A 20,687-nucleotide genomic window follows, 5' to 3' on the forward strand; every position below is an offset into this window, starting at 1 on the left:
TTCCTTGCCAACTCTTCATTTCATCGTTGGAAAAACAGAGCAACTACCGCGAGTTGCCCGTTAATCACTCACTTACCCTTTTTAATGTGTGACATTAGACGCTTACGTTTGCGTAGCTGGTTTGGCGTCAACGTGTTGCGCTTATCCGCAAAGGGGTTTTCCCCCTCTTTAAACTGAATCCGAATCGGCGTTCCCATTACTTTTAGCGAACGGCGGTAGTAGTTCATCAGATAGCGTTTGTAAGAATCCGGCAGATCTTTCACCTGGTTACCGTGGATCACCACAATTGGCGGGTTATATCCCCCTGCATGCGCATACTTGAGCTTCACTCGTCGACCTCGCACCATCGGCGGTTGATGTTCATCTGACGCCATTTGCATGATGCGCGTTAACATCGCCGTACTAACGCGACGCGTTGCGCACGAGTAGGCTTCAGTTACCGATTCAAAAAGGTTACCTACGCCGCTGCCGTGTAATGCTGAAATGAAGTGAACACGTGCAAAATCAATAAAACCGAGGCGGAGATCGAGCGTCTCTTTCACCTGCTCACGCACATCCTGCGACAAACCATCCCACTTGTTTACCACAATTACCAGGGAGCGCCCGCTATTCAGGATAAAGCCCAGCAGTGAGAGATCCTGATCGGAAATGCCTTCACGCGCATCAATAACCAACAGGACAACATTGGCATCTTCTATTGCTTGCAATGTCTTGATAACAGAAAATTTCTCTACCGTTTCCGTCACTTTTCCGCGCTTACGTACTCCGGCGGTATCAATAAGAATATATTCACGCCCATCGCGCACCATGGGGATATAGACACTGTCGCGCGTAGTACCCGGCATGTCGTATACCACCACGCGCTCTTCACCTAAAATACGGTTTGTCAACGTGGACTTACCTACGTTTGGTCGACCGACAATCGCCAGTTTGATCGGCAAATCTTCAGGATTGAAATCATCTTCCACCGCGTCATCGCTGACCTTGCTTTGCGCTTCGCGCTCAGCCCAGTAAGCCGCATTCTCTTCTTCTTCTGTTAACTCAACGGGTTCTTCGACTTTATCTTGTACAAACGGCAGTAGGACTGTCTCTAGCAGCGATGTCACGCCACGGCCATGAGATGCGGCGATGGCATAGACATCCCCCATCCCCAGCGAATAAAAATCTGCCGTGACCGTATCTGGATCAAGGCCATCGGTTTTATTCGCGACCAGCACCGTCGTCTTTTCGCGACTGCGCAAATGCTTGGCAATGCCTTCATCCGCTGGCATTAATCCCGCGCGGGCATCCACCATGAACAACACAATATCGGCTTCCTCAATCGCGACTAACGATTGTCCAGCCATACGCATTTCTACACCATCCTCCGTGCCGTCAATGCCACCGGTATCAACGATGATAAATTCATGGCCCTCTACTTCTGCACGCCCATACTTGCGGTCGCGTGTCAGCCCGGGAAAATCCGCCACCAGTGCATCACGCGTGCGTGTTAAGCGATTAAACAGCGTGGATTTCCCCACATTCGGACGCCCGACCAGCGCGACGACAGGTATCATTATTACAACCTCATTACTTATATTTCAGTATGTTACAGCGAATTACTCGCTGACAATAAAAAGACGAAACGGCCCCTGAAAATATCAGGAGCCGTTGTGGGAACGCCGCCAAAAGTGCGGCGCGCCAAATCCATACAGCATTATTTAACGAGTGAACGCGTAAACATCACCATTTCTTGATTGAATCAATAATTTATCGCTGGCGACTACAGGTTTACTCAGGAAACCAGAGCTATCCACTTTTTGCTGCGCCACAAAGCGGCCATCTGCCGTATTCAGCCAATGCAGATAACCTTCGGTATCACCTACAACCAAATAACCATTGTACAATACCGGTGCCGTCAAACCGCGATGGAGCAGATCGCTTTGTCGCCACAGGCTAACGCCACCATTAGTGCTCAATGCAATTACCCGGTCATCCTGATCGACCAGATAGATGCGATCGCCGTCAATGATGAAATCATGTACTGAACCGATTTCACGCTTCCACAACATCTGCCCGGAGCGCAGATCCAGCGCGGTCATGTTGCCATTGTAGCCCAGCGCATAGACCACTTCACCCACCACTACAGGCGTCGTGTCGACATCGTTCAGGCGATCGATTTCGGTCGCGCCACTTGGCTGCGAAATACGTTGCTGCCAAATCAATTGACCTTGGTTGATCAGCACCGCATTCACCCGGCCATTGTCCCCCCCGACAATCGCCGCACCAAATGCGGTCGTGGGCGCCGATTCGCCGCGCAGAGACAATGTTGGCATATCCAGATTGACGCTCCATTTGATAGTGCCATCTGCCTCATTCAATGCCTGCAATATGCCATTACTCGTGTGTATCAGCACGACACCATCACTGACTACAGGGCGAGACAGCGCTTCACCAGCTACTCTCGTCTGCCATACCGACGAGCCATCTTCGGTGTTAAGCGCATACACTTGTGCCTTTTCACTGCCGATATAGACATGATTCCCTGCTACCGTAACGCCCCCCGACAGCAGCGCTGGATTGTTACGAGAGAAGAAATTGGTTTTCTCGGAAAGATCGACTCGCCAAATCTCTTTACCGTCATTCAGATCCATCGCCTTTACCGTACCGCGACGATCGGCAGCAAAAACACGATCGCCTTGCCATGCAGGATGAAGATTAGAATAAAACTCGCCAATGCCGCTCCCCACAGCGCTGTTCCACACTTTGGTCGGTGTAAACTGATTTTCCACCTGCGGCAGTGGGGACATCGTGACAACATCTTCTTCGCTGTTAAACAGCGAACATCCGCTTAGCAGGGCAACAGAAACCACGCCTACCAACAGTGTTTTACGCAATTGCATGGAATTCCTCTTAGCTGGACAGGTTGTTCAGTTTCATACGCAGTAGCGCTTGCTGTGCCTGCGATGGATTGGAAGACAGTCCTTTATTATAGGCCTCACGCGCCGCCTGATTATCGCCCTTACTCACCAGAATATCGCCACGCACCTCCGCGACCTGCGAAGCCCAGCCTTCCAGCTTAATGGCATCCAACGTCTTCAGCGCGTCATCGGCTTTATTTTCCTGTAGCTGCACCCGCGCCAAACGCAGATTGATCACTGCCAGCAGATCTGGATCTTTGGTCTGGGATTGCGCGTGCACCAATTGTTGCTCTGCTTTAGCAAACGCTTTTTGATCAACATAATGACGAGCCAGTTCCAGAGATGCCAACGCGCCATAGGCGTTCTTATTCTCCGCCGTGAATTTCTCAGCGGCGGCAATCGCATCAGCTTTGCCGTCGACTAATTGCTCCGTCAGTTGCTGATATTCCGCAGAAGCGGCTAGCACGTTATCATTTTGATGGCTTTGCCAGAAACGCCAGCCAACCAGCGCACCGACTCCCAGCACAACGCCAACAACGAGCGCCTTTCCGTTCTCCGCGAGGAAACGTCGTAGCGCATCAACCTGTTCATTCTCTGTGGTATAGACTTCCACGGTGTCCCTCTCCTCAATTCAGTAACGTTGCCAGTCGAGATGCGACATCGGCCTGCGCCAATGTATCCTGATCGCCAGTGCTCAGATTTTTAATCACCACTTGACTCGCCGCTACTTCATTTTCGCCCAACACCAGCGCGAAACGCGCGCCCCATTTGTCAGCGCGGGCAAACTGTTTCTTAAAGTTGCCGCCGCCATAATTAATCATCAGCTTCAACTGCGGCAGAACATCACGTAATTTCTCTGCCAATTGCATCGCGGCAACCTGCGTCCCCGCACCGGAAGAAATCAGGTAGACGTCTACGCTTGGCTGCGCCTTGAAATCCGGGTTTACTGATTGAACTAATAGAACCAGACGCTCCAGCCCCATAGCAAAACCGACAGCGGGTGTCGCATGTCCCCCCAGTTGCTCGACCATGCCGTCATAGCGCCCACCGGCACAGACCGTACCCTGAGCGCCCAGGCTGGTGGTCACCCATTCAAATACCGTACGATTGTAATAATCCAAACCGCGAACCAAACGCGGATTAACGGTATATGGGATACCACACTGCGTTAAAAGTTCACCTAATGCCTCAAAGTGCGCACGCGATTCATCATCCAGATAATCTGTCAACACCGGCGCGTCATCTAACAGTTTTTGAATCTGCGGATTTTTAGTATCCAGAACGCGTAACGGGTTGGTATACATCCGACGTAGGCAGTCTTCATCCAGCAGCTCTTTATGCTGCTCAAGGAATGCAACCAGCGCCTCGCGATAGCGGGCGCGAGCGTCTAACGAACCAATTGAGTTTAGTTCCAGCTTTACGTGATCGGCAATACCCAAGACGCGCCACCAGCGAGCCGTCATCAGGATCAATTCAGCATCAATATCAGGCCCTTGCAGTCCAAAAACTTCACAGCCCAACTGATGAAATTGGCGATAGCGCCCTTTTTGTGGGCGTTCATGGCGGAACATCGGCCCGATATACCATAGCCGCTGCTCCTGATTGTAGAGAATACCGTGTTCAATGCCGGCACGAACACAAGATGCGGTATTCTCAGGACGTAACGTCAGGCTATCGCCATTGCGGTCGTCAAAGGTATACATTTCCTTTTCAACCACATCGGTTACTTCTCCAATCGCACGTTTAAACAGCGATGTCTGCTCAACAATCGGTGTACGGATCTCACTATAGCCGTAGCTACTGAGTACGTTCTTCAGGCTGTTTTCAATACGCTGCCACAACGCCGTTTCGGCTGGCAGGTAATCGTTCATACCGCGAATGGCTTGAATATTTTTTGCCACGTCAGTTCTCTATGCCTTTGTCAAAAAATAAACCCGATTATAGAAGGGTTGCCGCCGTATCTTCAATGCGGGACATCCTCATCGGGTTCAGGAACCGTGAATTCTACGAGTGATGGCACACCACCCACGGTCACGCTTGTAACATTATTTATCTACCAGATTGATGGCAATGCGTTGATTTCCGTCCATCATCGAGGCTTTTGCGCGAATCTTAGCCTCTAATTGATCGATCATTTGCTCATTATCGAAGCGTTCTCTCTGCCGCACACCATCTTCGTAGAAACCGCTCTTATTGTGCCCACCCGTAACGCCGATCGTAGACACCAGCGCCTCACCAGGACCGTTCACCACGCAACCGATAATCGAAACATCCATCGGCGTAATAATGTCTTCCAAGCGCTGCTCAAGTGCGTTCACCGTGCCTATTACATCGAATTCCTGGCGCGAACAGGTCGGGCAAGCTATGAAATTGATTCCCCGTGAACGAATGCGCAGTGACTTCAGGATATCGAAGCCAACCTTTACCTCTTCGACCGGATCGGCCGCCAGAGAAATACGCAGCGTGTCGCCAATGCCCTCAGACAATAGCAAACCGAGACCGATTGCCGATTTTACCGCACCACTACGAGCGCCTCCTGCCTCAGTAATACCGAGGTGCAATGGCTGATCGATGCGTGCAGCCAGCAGGCGATAAGATTGCACAGCAAGAAAAACATCCGAGGCTTTAACACTGACCTTGAACTGATCGAAATTCAGGCGGTCGAGAATGTCGACATGACGCATCGCCGATTCAAGTAACGCTTCCGGCGTTGGCTCACCATATTTTTCCTGCAAATCCTTTTCCAATGAGCCGCCGTTGACTCCGATGCGGATAGGAATATTTTTATCACGGGCGCAGTCGACAACCGAACGAATACGCGCTTCATTACCGATGTTACCGGGGTTAATACGTAAACAGTCAACACCGTATTCAGCTACTTTTAACGCGATGCGGTAGTCAAAATGGATGTCGGCGACAAGCGGAACATTCACTTGCTGTTTGATGAGCCTGAAGGCTTCGGCCGCCTCCATGGTGGGCACAGAGACACGAACAATATCGACGCCCACACGCTCCAGCGATTTGATTTGTTTGACAGTCGCATCAACATCTGTGGTTCGGGTATTCGTCATGGATTGCACCGCGATCGGCGCACCATCACCTACAGGCACCTTGCCGACGTAAATTCGTTTTGATTTTCGACGGGTTATGGGTGCAGCGTTATGCATGACTTCATCTCCAACATTGCGGTCTTACCTGAACAACTCGTTATTCTGCGGTCAGCGTCAAGCGAGCAACCTGACTGCTGCGCACAAAGCGGCTGAGATTGACCGGCTTGCCCTGAAATTGAATTTGTACCGCAGACGGTGCACCAATTTTAAGCTTATAGGGTGACTGACCGTCCAGATTCAACGTGCCGCCACTGCGCTGTAGCCCGCTGTACAATTTCTTACCGCTGGCATCCGTGACCTCCAACCAACAATCGGCCGAAAACGTCATCATTATTGCATGCTCAGCAGAAACCGGATGTTCATTCGCTGCCGCATCCGTCGCGGGTGCGACCGCAGCGGCTCCTAACAAGGTATTTCTCTCATTTTGTGGCTGTACGGCACTTTCCGACGCAGTCATCGGGCCAGGCGGTAACATTGGCGCTTCAGATGAGGACGGTACAGTAGTAGTAGAAGATGCGGCAGGAGGCGACACCGCGTCAATTTCGGAATGCTCGGCGGGCGCAGCAACCGACGTCGCAGCGGCATTCGGTGCGGCTTCCTGTGGCAGGGGCGCGCTATTATTTATTAGTGGAATAGGCTGTTCTTCCATTTGTCCTTGAAGCGTGCTGGCGTGATCGACCATGTTGCTGATTTCCGCCTGCTGAGCCTGATGGTTTTGCCACCACCATGCGCCCGTTAGACCTAGAACCACCAATACAACCAGCCAGGTGATCATCATCAGCCAATTATCACGCTTCTTGCGGCTTTTCTTCAGCGAAAAACTCTGCATGGGAGAAACGGAGATCGACTTAGCAATAGCCTGATTATCTAGGGCAGGGAGCAGTTCATCTTCGGGCAAATGCACCAGTTTGGCATAAGAGCGGATATAGCCGCGTAGGAATGTCGGCGCTAAATCGGCAGGTGTTGTACCCTCTTCAATATCACGTACCGTGGTAATTTTCAGGCACAAACGCTCGGCAATGATTTGCTGGGTAAACCCAAGGCGCTCACGAGCTTCACGTAGTCGCTCTCCGGGTAGTTTTGCTTCAGTTTTATCTTGGGGGGCTTCAGTATTCATTAGCTAAAAAGTGCTGGTACTGTTTTGATTGTGGAAAACTTCGCGCCAGCACATTGCCATAACGTTCTTTATCGCCATCATGACCCGCCAACGCGGCGAAACGAATTTGTAACCATAAGCTTTCGGCACTAGCCGGAAGGCTGCTTTGATAAACATCAAGTAATAATTGCGCCTGTTCGCTCTTTCCGGCATCGAGCTGCTTGCTCGCTTCCGCCAGCAAGACACGACCTTTTGTCGGATCATATTTCAGCGCTCGGCTAAGTAAACCGAGCGCCTTATCAGCCTGCCCTGCTTTGAAAAAGCAGTATCCTGCATTTTCCAACGCATCAGCAACCTGAAGATAATCAGGAAGTTTAGCCGCCGCACTGAACTGTCGCTGCGCCGCTACATACTGCCCTAAACGACACAGAAACGCACCGTAATTATTCAGAACGCTGCCATTTTCCGGCGCCCTATTCAACAGAAGCTGATAACGCTGTTCGGCAAGACGCTCTTCACCTATTTGCTGCTCGTAAAGCGCCATTCCCAACTGCGTCCGATAATCCTGTGGCGCCATCGCCACCGCTTTCATCAGATTCTGCCGGGCCGAATCAAGTTGGTTATCCGCCAAATATGCCAACCCAAGCCGCAAACGCGTTTGGACGACCGCTGAATCTGCCGTTATCCGAGGCGGCGACACGCACCCTACCAGCAGTAACACAAACAAGCTACTCAGCCAATACCGTCCTTGTGATATAGGATTTACCATTCCAGTTCCCTCTTTAGTCATCCCGACAAAGAGAGTACCTGAACAGAACCTGAGTAACAGGCGGTTTTGCCAACAACGCGGCATGCTTCGCAATTTGCTTATGCAGACTCACCCCATCAGGCGATATCAGATTAGCGTTACCCTATCGCCCCATGCCATTATTTTTAGACCGCTTTTACCGCGATAGGTTCACCTGCCAGCTTCTTCTTCAACGTCCGTTTGGTTCTGTCTACAACTTCACCCGCCAATTGTCCACAGGCGGCATCGATGTCATCGCCACGGGTTTTACGCACGATTGTCGTGAAACCATACTCCATCAGGACTTTGGAGAAGCGGTCAACACGGCTATTTGAACTGCGGCCATACGGCGCGCCGGGGAACGGGTTCCACGGAATCAAGTTAATCTTACACGGCGTATCCTTCAGGCACTCCGCCAGTTGATGGGCATGCTCGGTGCCATCATTGATATGATCCAGCATCACATATTCGACAGTCACTCGGCCCTGATTCGCATTGGATTTTTCCAAATAACGACGTACCGCGCTCAGGAACATCTCTATATTATACTTTTTGTTGATCGGCATGATTTCGTTGCGAATGTCGTCAGTCGGCGCGTGAAGAGATATCGCCAGCGCGACATCGATCATGTCGCCCAGCTTGTCCAGTGCTGGCACCACGCCAGACGTAGACAGCGTAACGCGCCGCTTGGACAGACCAAAACCAAAGTCATCTAACATGATCTCCATCGCGGGCACCACATTAGTCAGATTCAGCAGCGGCTCTCCCATTCCCATCATTACTACGTTTGTGATGGGGCGTTGGCCGGTAACTTTAAAGGCACCGATGATCTTCGCGGCACGCCAGACCTGGCCGATAATTTCTGATACCCGCAGGTTACGGTTGAAGCCCTGCTGTGCGGTTGAACAGAATTTACACTCCAGAGCGCACCCGACCTGAGACGACACACAGAGCGTGGCGCGGTCTTCCTCAGGAATATAGACCGTTTCGACACGCTGACCGCCGACCAGAATGGCCCACTTAATCGTGCCATCGGAAGAACGCTGCTCGTCCACCACTTCAGGGGCGCGAATTTCCGCCACCGCTTGCAATTTCGAGCGAAAGGCTTTGTTGATATCCGTCATCTGATTGAAATCATCACAGCAATAGTGATAAATCCATTTCATGACCTGATCGGCACGGAACGGTTTCTCTCCCATCGAGATGAACAGATCGCGCATTTGCTGACGGTTAAGATCTAATAGGTTAATTTTTTCCACATCGGTTTTCACCGGGTGAGCGGCATCAGTAGACGCGGGAGAGAAATCAGACACGGTTTGCTTAGACATGTAGATCCTGGCCTCGTTGTTACACGTTATGGCAGTAGAAAGTGGGTAAATTCGCTGGCATTGACGAAACGTCATTGACCAAGGAAACGCCCCGAACATCACAACATCATTCAGGGCGCAGCATTGTACAAAGTTTAAAACGGCTAAGCTACCCTCAGCGTTTTTTTCTATATCAAACCGCGGCGGTGCTTTTTGTGCTATGGCTTTTTATCTTGTCATAACTCTGCGCTTAGATCAGAGAACCACAAAAATGCGGCGGCATTGGCCTTCGCACACAAACAGACACGACGAACGCCGAGTTGCTCGCTCGACATTAGGAACGTGGACAGATCTCATCATCGCTAAAGAAATAGGCGATTTCACGCTCAGCGGATTCGGGAGAATCCGAACCGTGTACCGCATTCGCCGTTAGGCTGTCCGCGTAATCAGCACGTAGCGTCCCTGCCAAGGCATTTGCCGGGTTTGTTGCCCCCATAATGTCACGATTACGTTGAATGGCATTTTCGCCTTCCAGCACCTGCACCATAATCGGACCAGATGTCATGAAGTCGACCAACCCCTCAAAGAATGCCTTACCTTGGTGCTCTGCATAAAAACCTTCCGCCTGCTCGCGGCTTAGACGCAGCATTTTCGCCGCAACGATGGTGAAACCGGCGCTTTCGAAGCGAGCGTAAATTGCCCCAATGACATTCTTGGCAACCGCATTGGGTTTTACGATGGAGAAGGTACGTTCTATCGTCATATTGACCTCATTAACTCGTCATAATACGGCCGAATTATAAGAATTGTTTATCCGGCCAGTGAAAGCGACAAAAATTATAAGGGCTGCGCGCGTTGTTGCCCACCGGTGGAATAGCGTTTTATTAAAAAAATATTACGACTCATTTCCCTTTTGTTAACGAATAGGTGCATGGTAAAGGAGTTTGTCAGAAGCGAATCGGGACATACAAGGATAGCGTGGTTAAGTATCCTCAACTTGTCTGATGGATGAAAATCGCTGACAATGACCTTAATCTCGCACACTCGTAATAGATTCGGGGCTGAGAGCTTGTTGGTCCCAATATGGAGGATCTATGTCAGCATCATCTTCTGATTTTCCCGTTTCTCCTGAGCGGTTCGTCTGTGCAAGCTGGCTTGCCGACCACTTGAATGACAATAGCATCACGCTCATTGACGCCCGTATGCTACCTCCGGGCAATACTACTCGTGACATTAACGCTGAATACCGTGCTGGTCATCTGCCTGGCGCCGTCTTTTTTGATATTGAAGCGCTCTCCGATCACAATACCGATCTGCCGCATATGATGCCGACTTGCGAAGATTTCGCGCGGGATATGGGAGCGTTGGGGATTGCTGACCAGCAACATCTGGTAATTTACGATGAAGGCGATCTCTTCTCGGCACCTCGCGCCTGGTGGATGCTACATACTTTTGGGGCATCCACTATTTCCATCTTAAGTGGCGGACTAACTGGCTGGAAAGCGTTGAACCTGCCGCTGGAACAGGGTCATGTAACGCGTAAGCCCGTCACGTTTCACGCAACCTTTGATTCCACCGTGATTCGTTCTCGCGATGACGTAATTTCCATCTGTCGGGATAAATCAGAGCAGATTGTCGATGCCCGTCCAGCGCCGCGCTTCAATGCTGAAGTCGACGAGCCGCGCCCCGGTCTGCGCCGTGGCCACATCCCCGGTAGTATCAATGTGCCGTGGACCGACTTAGTGAATAACGGTGCGCTGAAGCCCAATGCTGAATTAGCCACCATTCTGCATAAGCACGGTGTAGATTTCACCCGTCCGATTGTCGCCAGTTGCGGATCTGGCGTAACAGCATCTGTCGTGGTATTGGCGCTGACGCAATTGAATATTCCGAACGTGACGCTGTACGACGGTTCATGGAGTGACTGGGGGAGCCGCGATGACGTTCCGATGGCATAAGTTGGTATTAATGGCGTGCAACAAAACCAATAACTCGCCGCTAGTCACCAAGGGCCGGTAGGAATTGCTGCTCACAGAGGCAACTGCGATAAGATAACTTGTTACGCGCAGTTGCCCTTACCAAGGTTCTCTGATTTAGGCGTTGCCAGTGGCTTTAAATTCTCTCAGAAAACTTCCCCACTTACGCTCGTAGAATGGCGTAGTGTGTTTGATCATATAGTGGCTGATGCCCGGTTCCCCCTCCTTCACCAGACATAGATCGACAGGACGTTCATCTGGTAACGTATCGCTAGCGACGCTACCCGCTTCTCGAATGATGGTTTCCTCATCCCGATCGGCATCGATGCCAATCAGCAAGTGCGGTTGTTGTTCTCCGGGGTCCTGAATCTGTGCCAGAAACGCTCTCTTGACATGACGATGCTTGGTAAAAAGTTGCGTCAGAGAATCTACCATCTGAGCAGGCATTTCATCAGGCTGAGTCAGTACCACCTGCATATCTTCTTCGACAACGCGCTGTTGCACGAAGCCGTTGCCTTCGCCAGACAAGATGTGTTCAATTTCCTGCGGCAAAAACGCTTTGCCATAAGGCAGCTTAGGATTAAGAAACAGCGTGGCTCCCCTTGTCATCTCGAACAGCGAACGCACAGGGAGCGCCAGAAAAGAAGCTTCTTCCGTTACCACACTTTGCAATACCTCCAGAGAGGAGAAAAAAGGGATTACGGATGAGCCATCGTCTTTTTCCCAATGCTGAAGGTCCACACTGCTACCGGCATGCAACACCTTCTCGCCGAATCCATCATCATCGCTATTGCCAAGCACGAACACTGTGGCGTTCATTAGCTCGCTGAAAAATTCGGGGCGATGCGCAGGCTCCGAGGCAGCGAGAATGAGGACCTCCTCCAGTTTATTACGTGGCGCAAATTCCATACTTTCCTCGATATGCTCATGTTAAAAACCAGCGCGGTGTGTCCTGAATAAAATAAATGGCAGCGACCATCAACAGTCAGGGCATCTCGGCGCGGCTTTCATTCTCAACCCATACGATAAACCACAGCCAATCAGAACCGACTATTTAGTGTTGCTCAGCAAAAGATTTGCCAACGTGCGTACACCGAGCCCCGTCGCGCCCGCCGCCCACTGTTCTACCGCCCCTTTACGGTAGGTTGCAGAGCAGTCGATGTGCAACCAGCCCCGCTGGTAATTTTTCACAAAGTGCGATAAGAACGCGGCGGCTGTACTGGCACCCGCAGTATGAGCGCCACTGGCGATGTTGTTCAGATCGGCAAAGTTGGACGGCAAATGGCTGCGATGGAACTCCTCCAGCGGCAAGCGCCAAAATGGCTCATTTTCTTTTTTCGCGCTTTCCTGCAATGCCGCCACCAGTTCATCATCAAAGCTGAACAGCGCATGGTAATCGTTGCCCAACGCCATTTTCGCCGCTCCCGTCAGCGTCGCGCAGTCAATAATCCACTGCGGATTCTGTTCGGACGCATCGATCAGACCATCGGCCAATACCAGACGACCTTCTGCATCTGTATTCATTACCTCAACCGTTTTGCCGTTGCGGTAGCGAATGATGTCGCCGAGACGAAAAGCATTGCCGCTCACCATATTGTCTGCACAGCACAGATAAAGTTTTACGCGCTGGCGTAGACCGCGCGATGCCGCCAGCGCCAGTGCGCCAGTCAGCGTCGCGGCTCCGCCCATGTCTGATTTCATCGAATCCATCGCTCCACTCGGCTTCAGACTATAGCCGCCGGTATCAAACGTAATCCCTTTGCCGACCAAACAGGCAAACACTGGAGCCTCTGGATTGCCCGTCGGGTTATAATCCAACGCCAGCAGCACTGGCTGACGATCGGAACCTCGACCGACCGTATACAAACCGGCATAATTCTGCTCACGCAGATCCTCACCTTTGGTGATACGGTAGCTGATAGCATCACAAGCCACATCACATAGTAGGTCGATGGCCCGGGTCGCCAACTGCTCTGGCGCCAAATCCTCAGCAGGCAAGTTGATAGTGTCACGCACCCAGTCAACGATCTTCAGGCGATCGTTAAGCTCTTTCTGATCGGCGTCGTTCAATTCCGCCCACTCAACCGTTCTCTGCCCTTTTGGCCCACGATATCCCTGCCAAAATGCCCAAGAGTTAGCCAAATCCCAACCTTGACCCGCGAGCTTCACGTGGTGAATCCCCTGCCCGTCAATCTTTCGCGCTGCACGTTGAATGATTGACAATGCCGTCGTGCCGCTCAGCGGCTCTGTACCAACGTGAATAGTAAAACCCTGCTCATTAATACTCAGTATCGCTTTTTCTCCCCAGCGCAAATCAGCAGGCAGTGTGGAGAGTGAAATCAGCATGGTATTGTTCGTCATAGTGCTTCTCCGGTAATGGATATTCCTGCCACTTCTCATATTTGCAGGTGTTTTCATCTTTACAGATGCATAAACCGTGCATCATGACATGATAATGTGACGAATTTTGGCACGAAAATAAAATGGGCCACGCAAGGCAGCCCGGTGATAGTGCAATTTAATTTTATCTAACCAGACTGGTAGCATCGCTTCCAGAATTTCTTACTCAGGGGCGATCGTAATCGTCTTCATTTAATGCGCAGACGATCAATGACTTTACGCACCAACGCGATGGCATAGTCGATCTCCTCTTCAGTGGTATAACGCCCCAACGAAAAACGGATCGCGCTATGGGCCAGCTCATCACTCAGACCTAACGCTCGTAATACGTATGAGGGTTCTAGGCTGGCAGAGGTGCAAGCTGAACCGGATGATACCGCCAAATCCTTAAGCGCCATAATGAGAGATTCGCCATCAACGCCGTCGAAACTGACGTTCAGGATAGTGGACACACGCTGTTCAATATCACCATTCAGATAAACGCCTTCTATAGTATTAATACCGTTCCACAGTCGATCGCGCAATGTGCTCAGGCGTGCCACTTCTGCCGCCATCTCTTCTTTCGCAATGCGATAGGCTTCTCCCATGCCAACAATCTGGTGCACCGGCAAGGTGCCGGAACGCATCCCACGTTCATGGCCGCCACCATGCATCTGTGCTTCCAGGCGAATACGCGGTTTACGCCGAACATACAGCGCACCGATCCCTTTCGGCCCATAAATTTTATGGCCTGAGAAGGACATCAGATCGACGCCGATCTGAGTAAGATCGATAGGGATTTTGCCTACGCTTTGTGTTGCATCGACATGAAAAAGGATGCCACGGCTACGGCAAATTTCTCCTATCGCGGCGATGTCCTGTACCACACCGATTTCGTTATTAACGTGCATTATGGAAACCAAAATAGTGTCTCCACGTATCGCGTCTTGTAGTTCGACGAGATCGATAATCCCGTTACGCTGTGGCGTTAGATACGTGACGTCAAAACCCTGTTGTTCAAGGTAATGGCAGGAGTCCAGCACGGCTTTGTGTTCCGTCTTACTGGTGATGATATGCTTACCATTATTCTGGTAGAAGTTGGCGGCGCCTTTAATCGCAAGGTTATCGGCCTCGGTCGCCCCTGATGTGAAAACAATCTCTCGCGGATCGGCACCAACCAGTTCGGCAACGTGGTTACGGGCGATATCAACGGCCTCTTCCGCTTGCCAGCCATAACGGTGAGAACGGGAGGCCGGATTACCGAATGTGCCGTCCAACGTTAAACACTGCATCATCTTTTCAGCGACGCGCGGGTCAACGGGCGTGGTGGCTGAATAATCGAGATAGATAGGTAACTTCATTGCTTATAAACTCCGTACACCACAGCAAAACGTACAATGCGTTTTTTTAACTGGCTGTTCATGATCGTAACCTTTCGACCAGCGCAACGCATTGTATTCTAGCGTCGAAACAATTTTATTAGCGAAACAATTTTATGGACAAGATAGCGCCGCAACGGTGGCAGTTATACCCACACCATGTTGATTAATATCGTAATTGATGACACGACGATGGGAACGATAATGCGCGACGAGTCAGAACAGCTCGTCGCGTTGGAGAGGTTATCAGGCGCGCAGGTTAACGTTGATCGTTTCCTGAATACGTCCGCTAGCGGCACGGCGCGTGTCAGCGTCTTGACGATCCGCTACGTTCAGCACTTCCTTATTGTTAACCAATTCATCTAATGTGATGTTATTCAGGAAATCCGTAATACGGTCGCTTAAATCGCGCCATAACGTATGAGTCAGGCAACGGTCGCCTCCCTGACAACTTTCACGCCCCTGACAGCGCGTCGCATCGACAGACTCATCAACGGCTGAAATGACCATACCGACAGCAATTTCATTCGCATGTTTGCCTAGCAGGTAGCCGCCGCCAGGGCCACGGACACTGGCAACCAGCCCATTTTTACGTAAGCGTGAAAAAAGCTGTTCCAGATAAGACAAGGAAATACCCTGGCGTTCGGAAATATCGGCCAGTGGAACGGGTCCTTCCTGGGAATGCAGAGCCACATCAAGCATGGCGGTAACGGCGTAACGGCCTTTAGATGTCAGTCTCATGATAGTGCTACCTGTAGGTAAAACATGTGTTATCAAAACATGTATTGGCGAAACATAACGCGAGTCTGGCATTCCCGAGTGTTTTAGTCAACTATTTAACCAAGCAATCTACTCAAGTATTATTCATTGAGGTTTTTTTGCACCGAACTCAATATGCCGCGCAGGATATTAAGTTCCTGATTTTCCGGCCTGGCACGGGTAAAAAGGCGACGCAATTTATTCATCACTTGCCCTTGATGCGCGGGTCGGATAAATCCTGTTTGCAGCAAGGTCTGCTCAAGATGCTGGTAAAAACGTTCCAGATCGTCGACCAACGGATACGGCGAAGCTTCATGCTCCTGCTGTCCCGCCGCGGATTGATCCAAATAGGCGATGCGCACTTCATAGGCGATAATCTGCACCGCCATCGCCAGGTTGAGCGAGCTATATTCGGGGTTCGCGGGGATCGCCACATGGTAATGGCATTTTTGAAGCTCCTCGTTCGTCAGCCCCACGCGTTCGCGCCCAAACACTAGCGCCACAGGCGCCTGCTCCGCCTCCTGCACGCTACGCACGCCGCACTCTCGTGGTTCCAGCATCGGCCAAGGCAACGTACGAGAACGCGCGCTGGTGCCGACAACCAGGCTACATCCCTCAAGCGCCTCATCGAGGGATGCTACGATGACCGCATTACCAATAACATCGCTGGCGCCCGCAGCCAGTGCAATCGCCTGCGAATCAGGTTTTACCAAAGGGTTGACCAGAAAAAGTTTGGTTAATCCCATCGTTTTCATCGCTCTGGCCACTGACCCCATATTGCCAGTGTGCGATGTTTCGACCAGAACAATGCGAATATTGTCTAACATATGAACTCTATTGTGCGATAGATGAAAGGAAATTATGCGAAAAGGAAGCCGCCATACCTTAACACAAACTTAGCTATTTTACTTTTCTACTGCTATACTCTGCGCCGCTTTCCGTTCTTTAACATTCCAGTGGACCGATACCATGCATCCGATGCTCAATATCGCTATACGCGCGGCGCGTAAAGCCGGTAATTTAATTGCTAAAAACTATGAAACGCCTGACGCTGTCGAAGCCAGTCAGAAGGGCAACAATGATTTTGTTACCAACGTTGATCGGGATGCAGAACGTCTGATCATTGAAGTCATCCGCAAGTCTTACCCACAGCACACCATTATTGGTGAAGAGTGTGGAGAATTGGCAGGTGATGATCCGGCAGTACAATGGGTTATCGATCCTCTGGATGGCACCACTAATTTCATTAAACGTTTACCCCACTTTGCTGTTTCTATCGCCGTCCGTATTAAGGGCCGTACTGAAGTTGCGGTCGTGTACGATCCGATGCGTAATGAATTGTTTACTGCGACCCGGGGTCAAGGCGCTCAAGTAAACGGCTATCGTCTGCGCAGCAGTAATGCCCGCGACCTGGACGGGACGATACTGGCAACCGGCTTTCCCTTCAAATTAAAACAACACAGCAAAAGTTATATTAACGTCATTGGCGCATTGTTCACTCACTGTGCCGATTTCCGCCGCACGGGCTCTGCCGCACTGGATCTGGCCTATGTTGCCGCGGGTCGCGTTGACGGTTTCTTTGAAATCGGTCTAAAACCGTGGGACTTTGCGGGTGGCGAGCTTCTGGTTCGTGAAGCAGGTGGAATCGTGACAGACTTCGTTGGCGGCCATAATTACCTGACGTCCGGCAATCTGGTTGCAGGTAATCCCCGCGTGGTAAAAGCCATTCTTGGCACCATCCGCGAAGAATTGAGTGATGCGCTAAAACACTAATTACGCTTCAGATTCCGGCTCGACCATATAAAAATGTAACCGAGTCGGAGTCGTTATTTTTCCTTACATTTGAATCCTGTATACGCATTATTTATCCTTATACGATAATAATTATCAAACTCGTTACGATAATAAATTGTGAACCAGGATCGCTATCATGTTAACAAAATCTGCAAGAACGTTTTTTCTGACCACACTGCTCGCGACACCACTTTTTAGCTATGCCACCCAATATCCCCTGACCGTCACCGATTTCGGCGGCAGAAGCGTTACAATTAAACAAGAGCCGCAGCGCATCATTTTACAAGATGGGCGCGATATTATGACGATGGCGCTGCTTGACCGCGATAACCCCTTCAAGCGTTTGGTTGCCTGGAATAATCTGGCGAAAAAGCAGGATATCGCCACCTGGAATATGCTGAAAGAAAAATGGCCCCAATCCGTCGGTATTCTGGATATGGGGTTCAGCGATAAAGGCAATGTCGACTTAGAAAGCGTATTGTCAAAACAGCCGGACCTGATGATCGCGCAGCTACGCGCCAGGCCAGCATTAAAGGAAAGCGGCGTCATCGACAAACTTAGCGCGCTCAATATTCCCGTATTGTTTGTCGATTATGAAGTGAATCCGGCTAAAGACACGGCTCCCAGCATCGACCTATTGGGAAAAGTGCTAAATCGCGAAGATAACGCCAAAGCGTATACCGATTTTTATCGCGACCATTTTGCTGCTATCCAGCAAAAAACGTCAGCAATCACCCCGAAACCCAAGGTCTTTATTGAGCCAATCGCTGGCAACTCTGACTCCTGCTGCTTCACGCACGGTAAAAACGGCTGGGGCGGGCTGATCGAAGCGATTGGAGCAAAAAATATTGGTTCGGATCTGCTCCCCGGCGCGTCAGGCTTTGTTTCGTTAGAAAAAATTATCAGCATGAAACCCGATGCGTACATCATGACGGGTTCTAAACGTGGTAATAGCCAGGTGTTGCCACTCGGTTATGGCGCTAACATAGCCGATGTGCGTAATCAGGCTCAGACGTTGCTTAATCGTACCGGTATTAGCCAAATTCCCGCTGTTCAGGCTAAACACGTTTATGGCGTTTACCACCATTTCTACAATCATCCTTATAACATTGTCGGGATGGAATATCTGGCGAAAGACATTTATCCCCAGGCATTCGCCAGCCTGAACCCCGACGATACTTATCATCAGATCATTCAAAAATTCACCTCATTGCCTGACCGTGACTTTATTTTTGCCTGGAAACAAGGTGAGTAGTTTTTTATGAGTACATCCACTGAATGGGGTATACGTAACGCGGCCGCTGACACCGACATCATTATGAACAACTATCGCGGCATCCTACGGCGCCGCATAGGTATCATGGCAATATTGCTATTGATGATTATCGGCTCATTGTTATTGGATTTTATGATGGGGCCTTCGGGGCTGACGCCCGATGTGTTATGGCAGACGCTAACTACCCCAGACAGTGTGGATGCAGGAATACGCGTGATCGTCTGGGATATCCGTTTGCCCTACGCGCTGATGGCTATCATTGTCGGGTTGTCGCTGGGTCTGGCTGGCGCAGAGATGCAGACCATCCTAAACAACCCGCTTGCCAGCCCATTTACGCTCGGTGTTTCCGCTGCCGCCGCATTCGGTGCGGCGCTGGCGATCGTCCTCGGCGTTGGTATTCCCGGCATTCCGGCTCAGTGGTTTATCTCAGCAAACGCCTTTATTTTTGCGCTGCTGGCGGTTCTGCTACTCGACGGCATTACCCGTTGGACACAGGTCGCCACCTCTGGCGTGGTTCTTTTTGGCATCGCGCTGGTGTTCACCTTTAATGCGCTGGTTTCTATGCTTCAGTTCATCGCTAATGAAGATACACTGCAAGGTTTGGTGTTCTGGACGATGGGCAGTTTGGCGCGCGCTTCATGGGAAAAATTGGCTATCCTGTTTCTGGTGCTTATCATCGTGATGCCAATCTCGCTGCTGAGTTCGTGGAAATTGACTGCGCTGCGATTGGGAGAAGATCGCGCAATCAGTTTCGGTATCAACGTTCGCCATTTGCGTCTGGCAACGCTGCTGCGTATTAGTATATTGTCCGCCATTTCAGTCGCGTTTGTCGGCCCCATCGGCTTTATCGGTCTGGTGGCGCCGCATATCGCCCGGATGATTTTCGGTGAAGATCATCGCTTCTACCTGCCAGCCAGCGCATTGATCGGGGCATTAGTGCTGTCGATGGCATCCGTCGCCTCGAAGAACCTGATCCCTGGCGTCATCATTCCGGTCGGCATTGTCACATCACTGGTTGGCGTCCCCTTCTTCCTGAGTATCATCCTGCGTCACAGAGGGAATGTATGAATCATCAAGCCTCTTCCGGGTTACGGCTTTCCCACTTTCGCGCCGGTTATCCCAAACGCCAGGTAATTAGCGATCTGTCCGTCCCCTTGTTGCCGTGCGGTAAAATTACCGTGCTGCTCGGCCCCAATGGCTGCGGCAAGTCGACCTTGCTACGCGCCATGGCGGGCCTAAATGCAGCAGAAGGCGAGTTGTGGCTGAATGACACTAATCTGATAGCGCAGTCATTCGCACAGCGGGCAGAAAGCGTCGTATATCTGCCGCAATCTTTACCCGCAGGCATTCATTTACATGTGCTGGAATCGATCATCGTTGCGCAGCGGGCGTCGGGAGGCAGGCACAGTGCTGAAAAACAGGATGAAGTAATAGCACTATTACGTCAGTTGGGTATTGAGCACCTGGCGTTAAGTTATCTTGACCAGCTCTCTGGTGGGCAAAAACAGTTGGTTGGCTTAGCACAATCGCTAATCCGCCAGCCTGCTTTGCTGCTTCTGGATGAACCACTCAGTGCGCTAGACTTAAACTATCAGTTCCACGTCATGGATGTGGTGCGTAAAGAAACGCGCAAACGTAATATGATTACCGTCGTCGTGGTACATGACATCAATATCGCACTTCGTCACGGCGACCATGTTCTCATGCTAAAAGACGGTAATCTGATCGCAAATGGCGCACCGGCAGAAGTCATAAGCCCAGAGAGTTTGGCTACGGTTTACGGCGTGCGCGGTCGCATCGAACGCTGTTCACAGGGTGTGCCACAGGTGATTATTGACGGGCTGGTCAGCGCACCGACGCTTTAGAGATTCCGGGGGCGACCCCTATCAGCTTCGGTGCGTTTTACCAGACAGTGACTGTTTAT

At 50.9% G+C, this 20,687-nt stretch carries 19 protein-coding genes; 5 read left to right on the forward strand and 14 right to left on the reverse strand.

Annotated features, from left to right (window positions below; all coding sequences use genetic code 11):
- Positions 1-68: 68 nt before the first annotated feature.
- The 9 genes from der to ndk form a co-directional block, all read right to left on the reverse strand.
- On the reverse strand, positions 69-1,556 hold the full coding sequence (gene der / locus RFN81_RS13010) for a ribosome biogenesis GTPase Der (RefSeq protein WP_264496236.1): 1,488 nt from the start codon (positions 1,554-1,556) through the stop codon (positions 69-71).
- 144 nt (positions 1,557-1,700) lie between these two features.
- Positions 1,701-2,882, reverse strand: coding sequence for an outer membrane protein assembly factor BamB (bamB, locus tag RFN81_RS13015; protein WP_264496237.1), 1,182 nt, complete (start codon positions 2,880-2,882; stop codon positions 1,701-1,703).
- Positions 2,883-2,892: 10 nt separating this feature from the next.
- A complete protein-coding gene (locus RFN81_RS13020; RefSeq protein ID WP_264496238.1) occupies positions 2,893-3,513 on the reverse strand; it encodes a YfgM family protein in 621 nt (206 codons plus the stop codon).
- A 13-nt stretch (positions 3,514-3,526) separates the two neighbouring features.
- The gene (gene hisS, locus RFN81_RS13025; protein ID WP_264496239.1) at positions 3,527-4,801 is read right to left on the reverse strand and encodes a histidine--tRNA ligase; all 1,275 of its coding nucleotides are present in this window, start codon (positions 4,799-4,801) and stop codon (positions 3,527-3,529) included.
- Positions 4,802-4,945: 144 nt separating this feature from the next.
- Entirely contained in the window at positions 4,946-6,067 is a 1,122-nt protein-coding gene (ispG, locus tag RFN81_RS13030; RefSeq protein WP_264496240.1) for a flavodoxin-dependent (E)-4-hydroxy-3-methylbut-2-enyl-diphosphate synthase, read from the reverse strand.
- A gap of 40 nt (positions 6,068-6,107) precedes the next feature.
- Positions 6,108-7,127, reverse strand: coding sequence for a cytoskeleton protein RodZ (gene rodZ / locus RFN81_RS13035; RefSeq protein ID WP_264496241.1), 1,020 nt, complete (start codon positions 7,125-7,127; stop codon positions 6,108-6,110).
- Positions 7,117-7,875, reverse strand: coding sequence for a type IV pilus biogenesis/stability protein PilW (pilW, locus tag RFN81_RS13040; protein WP_264496242.1), 759 nt, complete (start codon positions 7,873-7,875; stop codon positions 7,117-7,119). The genes rodZ and pilW overlap by 11 nt, the downstream gene beginning before the upstream one ends.
- Before the next feature lie 164 nt (positions 7,876-8,039).
- A complete protein-coding gene (locus tag RFN81_RS13045) occupies positions 8,040-9,221 on the reverse strand; it encodes a bifunctional tRNA (adenosine(37)-C2)-methyltransferase TrmG/ribosomal RNA large subunit methyltransferase RlmN (RefSeq protein WP_264496243.1) in 1,182 nt (393 codons plus the stop codon).
- Positions 9,222-9,534: 313 nt separating this feature from the next.
- Positions 9,535-9,963 (reverse strand): nucleoside-diphosphate kinase, encoded by a 429-nt coding sequence (gene ndk / locus RFN81_RS13050; protein ID WP_264496244.1) that lies wholly within the window; start codon positions 9,961-9,963, stop codon positions 9,535-9,537.
- A 331-nt stretch (positions 9,964-10,294) separates the two neighbouring features.
- Here ndk and sseA point away from each other — a divergent pair, with 331 nt between their 5' ends.
- On the forward strand, positions 10,295-11,158 hold the full coding sequence (gene sseA, locus RFN81_RS13055; protein ID WP_264496245.1) for a 3-mercaptopyruvate sulfurtransferase: 864 nt from the start codon (positions 10,295-10,297) through the stop codon (positions 11,156-11,158).
- Positions 11,159-11,293: 135 nt separating this feature from the next.
- On the opposite strand, the gene sseB is transcribed toward sseA, so the two are convergent.
- The 5 genes from sseB to trmJ all read right to left on the reverse strand — a co-directional run bounded on the left by sseB (position 11,294) and on the right by trmJ (position 16,520).
- Positions 11,294-12,085 (reverse strand): enhanced serine sensitivity protein SseB, encoded by a 792-nt coding sequence (gene sseB, locus RFN81_RS13060; RefSeq protein ID WP_264496246.1) that lies wholly within the window; start codon positions 12,083-12,085, stop codon positions 11,294-11,296.
- A 141-nt stretch (positions 12,086-12,226) separates the two neighbouring features.
- Positions 12,227-13,537, reverse strand: a complete 1,311-nt coding sequence (gene pepB / locus RFN81_RS13065) for an aminopeptidase PepB (RefSeq protein ID WP_264496247.1) — start codon at positions 13,535-13,537, stop codon at positions 12,227-12,229.
- A gap of 227 nt (positions 13,538-13,764) precedes the next feature.
- On the reverse strand, positions 13,765-14,916 hold the full coding sequence (locus RFN81_RS13070) for an IscS subfamily cysteine desulfurase (RefSeq protein WP_319800181.1): 1,152 nt from the start codon (positions 14,914-14,916) through the stop codon (positions 13,765-13,767).
- A gap of 264 nt (positions 14,917-15,180) precedes the next feature.
- Positions 15,181-15,675 carry a Fe-S cluster assembly transcriptional regulator IscR gene (iscR, locus tag RFN81_RS13075; protein ID WP_264496248.1) on the reverse strand — a complete coding sequence of 165 codons (495 nt, stop codon included), beginning with the start codon at positions 15,673-15,675 and terminating at the stop codon, positions 15,181-15,183.
- 119 nt (positions 15,676-15,794) lie between these two features.
- Positions 15,795-16,520 (reverse strand): tRNA (cytosine(32)/uridine(32)-2'-O)-methyltransferase TrmJ, encoded by a 726-nt coding sequence (trmJ, locus tag RFN81_RS13080; RefSeq protein ID WP_264496249.1) that lies wholly within the window; start codon positions 16,518-16,520, stop codon positions 15,795-15,797.
- Between the two features lie 142 nt (positions 16,521-16,662).
- Here trmJ and suhB point away from each other — a divergent pair, with 142 nt between their 5' ends.
- The 4 genes from suhB to RFN81_RS13100 all read left to right on the forward strand — a co-directional run bounded on the left by suhB (position 16,663) and on the right by RFN81_RS13100 (position 20,628).
- Positions 16,663-17,466, forward strand: a complete 804-nt coding sequence (gene suhB, locus RFN81_RS13085) for an inositol-1-monophosphatase (protein WP_264496250.1) — start codon at positions 16,663-16,665, stop codon at positions 17,464-17,466.
- Positions 17,467-17,623: 157 nt separating this feature from the next.
- Positions 17,624-18,742 (forward strand): ABC transporter substrate-binding protein, encoded by a 1,119-nt coding sequence (locus tag RFN81_RS13090; protein ID WP_264496251.1) that lies wholly within the window; start codon positions 17,624-17,626, stop codon positions 18,740-18,742.
- A gap of 60 nt (positions 18,743-18,802) precedes the next feature.
- A complete protein-coding gene (locus RFN81_RS13095; protein WP_264498971.1) occupies positions 18,803-19,831 on the forward strand; it encodes a FecCD family ABC transporter permease in 1,029 nt (342 codons plus the stop codon).
- On the forward strand, positions 19,828-20,628 hold the full coding sequence (locus tag RFN81_RS13100) for an ABC transporter ATP-binding protein (RefSeq protein WP_264496252.1): 801 nt from the start codon (positions 19,828-19,830) through the stop codon (positions 20,626-20,628). Before RFN81_RS13095 ends, RFN81_RS13100 begins: the two co-directional genes overlap by 4 nt.
- Positions 20,629-20,687 lie beyond the last annotated feature (59 nt).

The organism is Pectobacterium cacticida, assembly GCF_036885195.1.
Taxonomy (GTDB): domain Bacteria; phylum Pseudomonadota; class Gammaproteobacteria; order Enterobacterales; family Enterobacteriaceae; genus Pectobacterium; species Pectobacterium cacticida.